Here is a 10170-nt window from a genome sequence, read left to right on the forward strand (position 1 = left end):
TTAATCCTGCAACGCCGCCTGGAAGGCAGCGAGAAATTGCGCGTTCTCTTCGGGAGTGCTGACCGTGACGCGCAGACAATTGGCCAGCAATGGGTGCATTTTACCCACGTTCTTGATCAATACCTTGCGTGCAAGCACGCCTTCGAACATACGGGCGGAATCCGCCACGCGCACCAGCAGGAAATTGGCCGCGCTGGGGTATACGGTCACGCCCGGCAAGGCAGCCAGGGCGCTGGCCACGGTGGCACGCTCGGCACGCAGTTGCGCGGCCTGCTGGTCGAGCACATCGACATGCTCGAGCACGAACAGCGCGGTGGCCTCGGTGAGCACATTGACGTTGTACGGCGGGCGCACCTTGTCGATCTGCGACAGCCATTCCGGCGCGCCGGCCAGGTAGCCCAGCCGGATGCCGGCCAGGCCCAGCTTGGAGACGGTGCGCATCACCAGCAGGTTGCCGAACCCGGCCAGGCGCGGCATCCAGGTGTCCTGGGCGAACGGCTGGTAGGCCTCGTCGACCACCACCAGGCTCTGGCAGACCTCGCCCTGGGCGGCGCGCACGATGGCTTCCATATCGGCGGCGTCGAACAGGTTGCCGGTGGGATTGTTCGGGTAGGCCAGGTAGACGATGGCCGGCTGGTGCTCGGCCATGGCCGCCAGCATGGCGGCGCGATCCAGCGTGAAATCCGCCTTGAGCGGTACGCCGACGAACTCCAGCCCGGCGAACTGGGCCGACATGGCGTACATGACGAAACCCGGCACCGGCGCCAGCACCTTGGCACCCGGCTTGGCCACGGCCAGCGCCAGCATGCTGATGATCTCGTCCGAGCCATTGCCCAGCAGCACATCCATGCCCGCGGGCACCGCCATCACCGTCTTCAGGCGCGCGCGCAGCGCTTCGCTGCTGGGTACCGGATAGCGGTTGAGCGCCACCTCGGCCAGCCGCGCGGCCAGCTGGTCGCGCAGCGCGTCGGGCAGGCGGTAGGGGTTTTCCATCGCGTCAAGCTTCACCAGACCGTGCGAATCCGGCACATGGTAGGCGCCCATGGCGCGTACGTCGTCACGGATGATGCGTTCGATCAGGGAAGGCGGCACTACGGACATTGGAGTTACCTCTTGGCTAGGTGGTCGTCGGTGGTAGTTGCTGGAATCTGGCCGGTCCGGGACAAACCCGGAACCGGCCGCTGTGCCTCAGCTACGCCTGAGGCGGTACTCGGCGCTGCGGGCGTGCGCCTGCAAGCCCTCGCCGTAGGCCAGTTCGGCGGCGATCTGCCCGAGCATCTGCGCGCCCTGCTCGCTCACTTCGATCAGGCTCGAACGCTTCTGGAAGTCATACACGCCCAGCGGCGACGAGAAACGCGCGGTGCGCGAAGTGGGCAGCACGTGATTCGGCCCGGCGCAGTAGTCGCCCAGCGACTCGCTGGTATAGCGGCCCAGGAAGATGGCGCCGGCGTGGCGGATCTTCTCGGCCCAGTGGCGCGGGTTCTCGGCGGAAATCTCCAGGTGCTCCGGCGCGATCAGGTTGGCGATCTCGCAGGCTTCGTCCATGTCGCGTACCCGGATCAGCGCGCCACGTCCGGACAGCGAGGCGCGGATCACATCCCTGCGCGGCATGGAGTCCAGCTGGCGGTGGATGCTTTCCTCGACCTGGGCCAGGTAGTTGGAGTCCGGGCACAGCAGGATCGATTGTGCGAGTTCGTCGTGCTCGGCTTGCGAGAACAGGTCCATCGCCACCCAGTCGGGGTCGGTGGTGCCGTCGCAGATCACCAGGATCTCCGACGGGCCGGCGATCATGTCGATGCCGACGGTGCCGAACACGCGACGCTTGGCCGCCGCCACATAGGCGTTGCCCGGACCGACGATCTTGTCGACCTGGGGCAGCGTGGCGGTGCCGTAGGCCAGCGCCCCCACCGCCTGCGCGCCACCGATGGTGAACACGCGGTCCACGCCGGCGATCTGCGCGGCGGCCAGCACCAGCTCGTTGCGCACGCCGCCCGGCGTGGGCACGACCATGATGATCTCCTTGACGCCAGCCACGCGCGCGGGAATCGCGTTCATCAGCACGGACGACGGATAGGCCGCCTTGCCGCCCGGCACGTAGATGCCGACGCGGTCCAGCGGGGTCACCTTCTGCCCCAGCACGGTGCCGTCGGACTCGGTGTACTCCCAGCTATGGCTGCCGCACTCGATCTTCTGCTTTTCATGGTAGGCGCGCACGCGCGCCGCCGCGGTTTCCAGCGCCGCGCGGCGTTTGGGCTCGAGTTCGTCGAGTGCGGCCTCCAGCTTGGCCGGCGACACTTCCAGCGCGGCCATGGAGCCAGCTTCGACGCGGTCGAAGCGCTGCGTATATTCCAGCACCGCGGCGTCGCCGCGGGCCTTCACATCGGCGAGGATCTGCGCGACGGCGCGATCGATCGCCTCGTCCTCTCCGGCATCGAAGGCCAGCACTTCGCGCAACTCGGCCGCGAAGCCCGGCTCGGTCGAGTCCAGCCGGCGGATTTCCAGGTTTTCCATAGAATTTTCGTTCATGACTCCATTCCCCAGGCCCTGCTCGCGCGGCGTCAGGCCAGCGCGGCGGAGGCCCGTTCAAACGCGTCGAGAATCGGCGCGAGCCGCTCACGCTTGAGTTTGAGGGCAGCCTGGTTGACCACCAGGCGCGACGATATCTGTACGATCTCTTCCACTTCGACCAGGTTGTTGGCGCGCAGCGTGCCGCCGGTGCTGACCAGGTCGACGATGGCGTCGGCCAGCCCCACCAGCGGCCCGAGTTCCATCGAGCCATACAGCTTGATCAGGTCCACGTGCACGCCCTTCTTGGCGAAGTGCTCGCGCGCGGTCTGCACATACTTGGTGGCCACCGCCAGCCGCGCGCCCTGGCGCACGGCGCTGGCGTAGTCGAAGCCGGCCGAAGTCGCCACCGACATGCGGCACTTGGCGATATTCAGGTCGATCGGCGCATACAGCCCGGCCATGCCGTGCTCCATCAGCACGTCCTTGCCGGCCACGCCGAAATCGGCCGCGCCGTATTGCACGTAGGTCGGCACGTCCGAGGCGCGCACGATGATGACGCGCACGTCCGGATCGGAGGTGGACAGGATCAGCTTGCGCGAGGTTTCCGGATCCTCGGTGACGTGGAGGCCGGCCGCTTCCAGCAGCGGCATGGTTTCGGTGAAGATCCGGCCTTTGGAGAGGGCCAGCGTCAACTGGGTCGGGGAGGGGCTCATCTGCGTCCTTGTGTCTTTTCTTGCGCGCTCAGGCGATGCGGCGGATCTTGGCGCCCACGGCCGACAGCTTGTCTTCCATGCGGTCGTAGCCACGGTCCAGGTGATAGATGCGGTCGATCACGGTCTCGCCCTCGGCGATCAGCCCGGCGATCACCAGGCTGGCGGAGGCGCGCAGATCGGTCGCCATCACCCTGGCGCCCGACAGCCTGGGCACGCCGGTAACCACCGCGGTATTGCCTTCGACCGCGATATCGGCGCCCAGCCGGTTGAGCTCCTGCACGTGCATGAAGCGGTTTTCGAAGATGGTTTCGGTAATGCGGGCCACACCGCCGGCGACGCTGTTCAGCGCCATGAACTGCGCCTGCATGTCGGTCGGAAAGGCCGGGTATTCGGAGGTGCGGAAGCTCACCGCCTGCGGGCGCTGGTCCATGCGCAGGCGGATCCAGTCCGTGCCGGCCTCGATGGCAGCACCGGCTTCGCGCAGCTTGTCGAGCACGGTGTCCAGGATGCCCGGCTGCACGCCGCGCAACACCACATCGCCCAGCGTGGCGGCGGCGGCGCACAGGAAGGTGCCGGCCTCGATGCGGTCGGCGATCACGGTATGGCTGGCGCCGTGCAGGCGCTCCACGCCCTGCACCACCAGGCGGTCGGTGCCGATGCCCTCGATGCGGGCACCCATCTTGACCAGCAAGCTGGCCAGGTCGGCCACCTCGGGCTCGCGCGCGGCGTTTTCCAGCACGGTCTCGCCGTCAGCCAGCGTGGCAGCCATCAGCAGGTTCTCGGTACCGGTCACGGTGATCATGTCGGTGACCACGCGCGCACCCTTCAGGCGCTTGGCGCGGGCGTGGATGTAGCCGTGCTCGATGCTGATCTCGGCGCCCATGGCCTGCAGGCCCTTGATGTGCTGGTCGACCGGACGCGCGCCAATGGCGCAGCCGCCGGGCAGCGACACGCGGGCCTCGCCGAAGCGCGCCACCAGCGGACCCAGCACCAGGATCGAGGCGCGCATGGTCTTGACCAGCTCGTAGGGCGCTTCGGGCGAGTTCACGTCGGCGCCGTTCAGCGTCACGCGCGCGCCGTCCTGCTCGGCCTTCAGGCCCATCTGGCGCAGCAGCTTGAGCGTGGTGCGCACGTCCTGCAGGTCGGGCACATTGTCCAGCGTCACGGGTTCGGCCGCCAACAGCCCCGCGCAAAGGATTGGCAGCGCGGCGTTCTTGGCGCCCGATACGCGGATCTCGCCTCGCAGCGGGCCATTGCCCTGAATCTCGAGTTTGTCCATGTTCAATCGTTTCAGGCCGGCCGCCCAGAGGCATCCGGCGTCATTCATCACGGCCCCCGCTTGTGCAATCAAGCGCACAACCGCGGCATCTGGTACCCGAGGCCGCCGTCTTGCGAGGCGACCTGATTGTCATGTCCGGCCTGTCGGGCGGCCAGCTTGTTAGTCCGTCCTGTCTTGCTTCTTACTTGGCCTGGCCCGCCTGCGCCTGCCATTCGGCCGGCGTCAGCGTCTTCATCGACAGCGCATGGATCTCGGCGCGCATGCGGTCGCCGAGCGCGGCATAGACCTGCTGGTGCCGCTGGATCAGCCGCTTGCCGTCGAATTGCGCGCTGACGATGGTGGCGAAGAAGTGCTGGCCGTCGCCCTCCACTTCGAGGTGTTCGCAGGGCAGGCCTTGGGCGATGTAATCCCTGACTTGTTGAGGTGTGGGCAGCATGATTGTCTTTTCGCGTTGTTTCGCCGTGTGTGGATGCAGCGCTCAGTGGCGCAGCTTGAAACCGCTCTTGAGCAGTTGCAGCGCCAGCGCCGCAAGCACCAGGAAAGCCGTACCGACCACGGCAAGACTGAAGGTCGGCGCCACGTCGGAGACGCCGAAAAAGCCGTAGCGGAAGCCGTCGATCATGTAGAAGAACGGATTTGCGTGCGACACCGCCTGCCAGAAGGGAGGCAGCGAGTGGATCGAGTAGAACACGCCGGACAGGAAGGTCGCCGGCATGATCAGGAAGTTCTGGAAGGCCGCGAGCTGGTCGAATTTCTCGGCCCAGATCCCCGCGATCAGCCCCAGCGTGCCAAGGATCGCCGCGCCGAGCAGGGCAAACAGCAGGATCCAGCCGATGTTGGCGAAATGCAGGTTGGCGAACCAGGCCGTCACCAGCAGCACGCCCAGGCCAACGGCCAGGCCGCGCACGACGGAAGCCACCACGTAGGCACCGAACATTTCCCAGTGCGACAGCGGCGGCAGCATGATGAACACCAGGTTGCCGGTGATCTTGGACTGGATCAGCGACGACGAGCTATTGGCGAAGGCATTCTGCAGCACGCTCATCATTACCAGGCCCGGCACCAGGAAAGCGGTGTAGCTGATCTGGTCGTACACCTTCACGCGGTTTTCCAGCACATGGCCGAAAATCAGCAGGTACAGGATGGCGGTCAGCACCGGCGCCGCCACGGTCTGGAAGCTGACCTTCCAGAAACGCAGTACTTCCTTGTAGAGCAAGGTGCGGAAGCCTACCAGGCCACCTACCGCCATCGGCGCCAGGTGCGTGTTGATGGCGTCTTGCGCGCCGTCGAATTCAGTTGGCATCTTCATGCTGCGGCCTCCACCGCCGTATCCGGCAGCGCACCCGGCATATGGCCTTCGCGCCGCATGATCTGCACGAACACGTCTTCCAGGTCTGCCTTGTTGATTTCCATGTCCTCGATCTCGCAGCCGGCCTCGCGGCAGGCGGCCAGGATCGGCTCCACCGCCGCATAGCCCGATAGCCGCAGCCCGACCGCGCGCTCGCCCGGGTTGGCGGGCATGCGCAGCGGCTCCAGCGCGGCGGGCAGCGTGCCCCTGGAGAAAGTCAGTGCCAGTTGCAGCCCGGCGAACTGGCTCAGCAGGTTGCTGGTGCGGTCCAGCGCCACCACTTCGCCGAACTTGAGCATGGCGATACGGTTGCACAGCGCCTCGGCTTCTTCCAGGTAGTGCGTGGTGAGGATGATGGTGTGGCCCTCGCGGTTCAGGCGCGAGATGAACTTCCACAGGGTCTGGCGCAGTTCCACGTCGACCCCCGCGGTCGGCTCGTCGAGCACGATGACCGGCGGCCGGTGCACCAGCGCCTGGGCCACCAGCACGCGCCGCTTCATGCCACCGGAAAGCTGGCGCATATTGGCGTCGGCCTTGTTGGTGAGATCCAGGTTGGCCATGATCTCGTCGATCCAGTCGTCATTGCGGGTCAGGCCGAAATAACCGGACTGCAGGCGCAGGGTTTCGCGCACCGTGAAGAAAGGATCGAAGACCAGTTCCTGCGGCACCACGCCCAGCATGCGCCGCGCCAGCCGGTAATCGGACACGACGTCGTGGCCGAGCACGCTGACGCTGCCGGAATCGGCACGGTTCAGGCCCGCCAGGATGGAGATCAGCGTGGTCTTGCCTGCACCGTTGGGGCCGAGCAGGCCGAAGAATTCGCCCCGCTCGACGGTGAAGCTGACGCCCTTGAGCGCTTGCAGGTTGCGGTAGCGCTTGCGGACGGCTTTGAGTTCGATGGCTTTCATGGCCGGATACTGTTTGGCAGGCGCGTCGGGCCCTGTTGAGCTCGCACGCCAGCCTCCTTGAAATGGCGGGGGACCGCCCGGGTGCTTCGACCGTGTCTTGTCCGAGCCTTATATGCCGGAACGGTCGAACAACCCGGAATTATAGGGGATGCGGGGGCAGTCCCGCTTTGAGCGCAAGGCGTGGCGCGGAGCCATCGCCCGGGCATCGCGGTAGCAAGCGGGGACCAGCACCAGCAGCTTGCCACGGATGCCGGTTCAATGTCGGTGGGAGATGGTGTCCTGCGCGCCCTGGGCGTTCGCCAGGCCCGCCTGGGGTGTCACCCGCAGCAGGGAATCGACGCCATACAGGGCGGCCAGCTCAGCCAGTTGGGCCGGTACACCGGTAATCGCAAGCGACTGGCCGCGGCTGCTGGCTTCGCGCTGCCAGGCCAGCAGCACGGCAACGGCGGCGGAGTCGACCTGAGTGAGCTTGCTGCAATCCACCTGGGCTTCACCCTGGGCCAGGCGTGCCAGGCCGTCACGCAGCACGGCGGCGGCGTTGCGGTTGGTCAGCGAGGTGTCGAGCGAAAGCATCTGGCAGTGGTCCGGGGGTGCGGGTCTGGAAAAAAACACTCCCGCGGGTGCGGGAGTGCTCATTGTAGAACAGTTCGGCATGCCACGCTGGGCCAGAACCTGCACTCCGCGGCGCGGGTACCGGTCAGTTCTTGGCGTTGGCGAGCTGGCGGTTGCGGTCTTGCAGCGTCTTGATCACGCCCTCCACGCCCTGCTGGCCAACGATGGTATTGAAACTGCCCTTGTAGGCCTCGGTCAGCCAGGCGCCCAGCACATTGATGTCATAGACCTTCCAGCCCTGCGGCGTCTTCTCCAGGCGGTAGTCGAGCTGGATCGGCTCGCCCTTGTTGATGACCTGGGTGCGGATGGTGGCGTCGGTATCGTCGGGGCTGCCGCGATACGGACGGAACTGCACGGTCTGGTCGCGAATCTGCGCGATGGCGCCGGAGTAGGTACGGATCAGCAGGGTCTTGAACTCGTCGGCAATCTGCTTTTGCTGCTCCGGCGTCGCCTTGGACCAGTTGCGGCCCATGGCGATCTGCGTGGTCCTCTGGAAGTTCGCGTTGGGCAGGATCTTCTGTTCCACCAGCGCGGAGATCTTGTTGATATTCCCGGCCTGCATGTCCTTGTCCGCCTTGACGGAGGCCATTACGTCGCCGACCACGGCCTTGACAAGGCCGTCGGGCGTGCTGGCATCGTGCGTCTGGGCATGGGCGGCGCCCGCAAAGGCAACAACGGTAAGAAAAGGCAGCAACAGTCGCTTCAGCATCATTTCGTCCTTATCAAATCGAACGCGCGGATCACCATGGTACGGCAACCTTTGCGTGTCCCGGCATCAAGGCCGGTAATGGTCACGCGCCGAGTTGGAGTTCGGGCGAGCCGGGGGAGTTCGCGGCGCCGGGGCCCCCGACGCCACATCTACATATTTTGTTGCACCACTCACAGCCACGACACGCGGCGGGAAGCCCGTTCGCCCGGCCATCGTGCCGGCATGGAAACCGCCGTCAGCGCAAGCGGATACCGCCGGGCATCTGCACAGGTGGCGTGGGTATTGTCTGATTTTCCTGCCTGGAATCCGACGGTTCATTGACGGGAGCGGTGTCATCGCTTTCCGGCGGATTGCCATCATAAATCTGGTACTCGCGGCGCTGCAGGTACGCGTCGCGCATGAATGCATACTTGTCGAGCGCCGCCAGCTCGATCAGGCTGGAGGCGCCCAGCAGCGAGGCCCGGGTGCTGACGATGCGCACGCCCGTCAGCGAATTGCGCAGCCAGACGGGATCGAGGTACGCCGACGGATCGATCTGGCGGTCGACCAGCATGCCGGTGGTATCGCGCACCGTGCTCGGCCCGAACAGCGGCAGCACCAGGTAAGGTCCGGCCGGCACGCCCCATACGCCCAGCGTCTGGCCGAAATCTTCCTTGTACTTGGGCAAGCCGGCCGGGGTGGCGATGTCGATCAGCCCGCCAATGCCCAGCACACTGTTCATGGCCACGCGCATGGTGTCTTCCACGGCGCGGGTGGGCTTGCCTTGCAGCAGGTTGTTGACGGCCGAGTAGACGTCGCTCACGTTGGAGAAGGCGTTTTCGACCGCGGTACGTATCGGCGACGGGATGTAGTCGGCGTACAACTGGGCAACCGGACGCAGCACGCCCTTATCGAAGTCATCGTTGATCTTGAAGACTTCCCGGTTGAAAGGCTCGATGGGATCCTTCGGGTTGGCGGTCGGGCCAGTCGCGCAGCCCGCCATCACCAAGGCTGCCAACGCCGCCAGCAACCCTTCTCGACCCGCGCGCCGGCGCGCGGCGGCACCTCTGCCGGTCATTTCAGGCTCCCTGCGGCACCGCTGGCGGCACCTGCGGGTCCCCCGCCAGCGCTGTTGCCGCCGCCGGCGCCCGCGTCGGCGGCCTTGTTATACAGGAACTGCCCGATCAGGTTTTCCAGCACCACGGCCGATTGCGTCATGGTGATGCGCGAACCGTCCGTCAGCATGGCAGTATCGCCACCCGCCTCAAGACCCAGGTATTGCTCACCCAGCAGGCCGGAAGTCAGGATCTTGGCCGAAGTGTCCTTGGGAAACTGGTAGCGCTTTTCCAGGTTTATCGTCACGGTCGCCTGGTAGGTCTTGTCGTCGAAGCGGATGTCGGCGACGCGGCCGACCACCACGCCGGCGCTCTTGACCGGGGCGCGTGGCTTCAGGCCGCCGATATTGTCGAAGCGTGCCTGCACCGAATAGGTCTCCTGGAACGACAAGGAGCTCATGTTGCCGGCCTTCAGCGCCAGGAACAGCAGCGCCACGAAACCCGCCACGACAAACAGCCCAACCCAGAAATCGAGTGTATTTCTTTTCATCAGTTCACGCGGGAAACATCGGCCTTCAGGCCGGTGAGGGATAGCGCGCGACGCGAAGCGTCGTCCCTGCGCCCGCTCTCCTTCGTGGATGGCGCTACGAGTGAATAACCATATCCGTCGCCGCGTTGCATGATCTGGCAATAGCGGTGCGAGACACCTTGGACGACGCCTTCGGCGGTCTGAATGTTGAAGGAGCCGGTGGCGCGAATCGCCACCCGCCCAAAATGCCTGCCAGCCTTCTTCCCGGACGGGACATCGGCCCGCACCCTATCACCGGTCTGAAAACCGAATGCGCGCTTGCTGTGCATGAGGTAGCCGCGAGGAAAGCCGGATGCGGTGAGTCGCGTGCGCTGGTAAGCGCCGCGGCCCGCGCACTTGATCGCCAACGTGGGCTTTTGCCATCCCGAAACCGAGTCGATCACCCCAACGCACGCGGCGTCCAGCGCGTGCGTCTTTGGCAGATCGAATCGTCGGCGATTGTACTTCGTCCGTGCACCCGACCCAGTCTC

Annotated in this window: 11 protein-coding genes and 1 pseudogene; all 12 read right to left on the reverse strand. The window is 65.7% G+C overall.

Features of this window, described 5'->3' with window-relative positions:
- On the reverse strand, window positions 1-1101 hold the full coding sequence (hisC, locus tag AC1DQ3_RS19660; RefSeq protein ID WP_477121820.1) for a histidinol-phosphate transaminase: 1101 nt from the start codon (window positions 1099-1101) through the stop codon (window positions 1-3).
- A gap of 87 nt (window positions 1102-1188) precedes the next feature.
- Window positions 1189-2526, reverse strand: coding sequence for a histidinol dehydrogenase (gene hisD, locus AC1DQ3_RS19665; protein ID WP_477121821.1), 1338 nt, complete (start codon window positions 2524-2526; stop codon window positions 1189-1191).
- A 32-nt stretch (window positions 2527-2558) separates the two neighbouring features.
- Window positions 2559-3221 carry an ATP phosphoribosyltransferase gene (hisG, locus tag AC1DQ3_RS19670; protein WP_477121822.1) on the reverse strand — a complete coding sequence of 221 codons (663 nt, stop codon included), beginning with the start codon at window positions 3219-3221 and terminating at the stop codon, window positions 2559-2561.
- A gap of 28 nt (window positions 3222-3249) precedes the next feature.
- Window positions 3250-4500, reverse strand: coding sequence for a UDP-N-acetylglucosamine 1-carboxyvinyltransferase (murA, locus tag AC1DQ3_RS19675; RefSeq protein WP_477121823.1), 1251 nt, complete (start codon window positions 4498-4500; stop codon window positions 3250-3252).
- A gap of 181 nt (window positions 4501-4681) precedes the next feature.
- A complete protein-coding gene (locus tag AC1DQ3_RS19680) occupies window positions 4682-4936 on the reverse strand; it encodes a BolA family protein (RefSeq protein ID WP_477121824.1) in 255 nt (84 codons plus the stop codon).
- Window positions 4937-4978: 42 nt separating this feature from the next.
- Window positions 4979-5749 (reverse strand): ABC transporter permease, encoded by a 771-nt coding sequence (locus tag AC1DQ3_RS19685; RefSeq protein ID WP_477121837.1) that lies wholly within the window; start codon window positions 5747-5749, stop codon window positions 4979-4981.
- A 56-nt stretch (window positions 5750-5805) separates the two neighbouring features.
- Complete coding sequence (locus tag AC1DQ3_RS19690) at window positions 5806-6756, reverse strand: ABC transporter ATP-binding protein (protein ID WP_477121825.1); 951 nt, start codon at window positions 6754-6756, stop codon at window positions 5806-5808.
- A gap of 255 nt (window positions 6757-7011) precedes the next feature.
- Window positions 7012-7329 (reverse strand): STAS domain-containing protein, encoded by a 318-nt coding sequence (locus AC1DQ3_RS19695; protein ID WP_477121826.1) that lies wholly within the window; start codon window positions 7327-7329, stop codon window positions 7012-7014.
- A gap of 124 nt (window positions 7330-7453) precedes the next feature.
- Window positions 7454-8077, reverse strand: a complete 624-nt coding sequence (locus tag AC1DQ3_RS19700; protein WP_477121838.1) for an MlaC/ttg2D family ABC transporter substrate-binding protein — start codon at window positions 8075-8077, stop codon at window positions 7454-7456.
- A 235-nt stretch (window positions 8078-8312) separates the two neighbouring features.
- Window positions 8313-9134, reverse strand: coding sequence for an MlaA family lipoprotein (locus AC1DQ3_RS19705; protein WP_477121827.1), 822 nt, complete (start codon window positions 9132-9134; stop codon window positions 8313-8315).
- Complete coding sequence (gene mlaD, locus AC1DQ3_RS19710) at window positions 9131-9661, reverse strand: outer membrane lipid asymmetry maintenance protein MlaD (RefSeq protein WP_477121828.1); 531 nt, start codon at window positions 9659-9661, stop codon at window positions 9131-9133. The genes AC1DQ3_RS19705 and mlaD overlap by 4 nt, the downstream gene beginning before the upstream one ends.
- Window positions 9661-10170, reverse strand: a pseudogene (locus AC1DQ3_RS19715) (RNA-guided endonuclease IscB); the annotation flags it as partial. The gene mlaD and the pseudogene AC1DQ3_RS19715, both read right to left, overlap by 1 nt.

Source organism: Cupriavidus sp. 01T418 (genome assembly GCF_056398885.1).

Bases quoted from the DNA above. Each gene is read 5' to 3' on its own strand.
- murA (WP_477121823.1), bottom strand. From the start codon at position 4,500: ATGGACAAACTCGAGATTCAGGGCAATGGCCCGCTGCGAGGCGAGATC.
- hisD (WP_477121821.1), bottom strand. From the start codon at position 2,526: ATGAACGAAAATTCTATGGAAAACCTGGAAATCCGCCGGCTGGACTCG.
- AC1DQ3_RS19690 (WP_477121825.1), bottom strand. From the start codon at position 6,756: ATGAAAGCCATCGAACTCAAAGCCGTCCGCAAGCGCTACCGCAACCTG.
- AC1DQ3_RS19680 (WP_477121824.1), bottom strand. From the start codon at position 4,936: ATGCTGCCCACACCTCAACAAGTCAGGGATTACATCGCCCAAGGCCTG.
- AC1DQ3_RS19685 (WP_477121837.1), bottom strand. From the start codon at position 5,749: ATGGCGGTAGGTGGCCTGGTAGGCTTCCGCACCTTGCTCTACAAGGAA.
- hisC (WP_477121820.1), bottom strand. From the start codon at position 1,101: ATGTCCGTAGTGCCGCCTTCCCTGATCGAACGCATCATCCGTGACGAC.
- mlaD (WP_477121828.1), bottom strand. From the start codon at position 9,661: ATGAAAAGAAATACACTCGATTTCTGGGTTGGGCTGTTTGTCGTGGCG.
- AC1DQ3_RS19700 (WP_477121838.1), bottom strand. From the start codon at position 8,077: ATGCTGAAGCGACTGTTGCTGCCTTTTCTTACCGTTGTTGCCTTTGCG.
- AC1DQ3_RS19705 (WP_477121827.1), bottom strand. From the start codon at position 9,134: ATGACCGGCAGAGGTGCCGCCGCGCGCCGGCGCGCGGGTCGAGAAGGG.
- hisG (WP_477121822.1), bottom strand. From the start codon at position 3,221: ATGAGCCCCTCCCCGACCCAGTTGACGCTGGCCCTCTCCAAAGGCCGG.
- AC1DQ3_RS19695 (WP_477121826.1), bottom strand. From the start codon at position 7,329: ATGCTTTCGCTCGACACCTCGCTGACCAACCGCAACGCCGCCGCCGTG.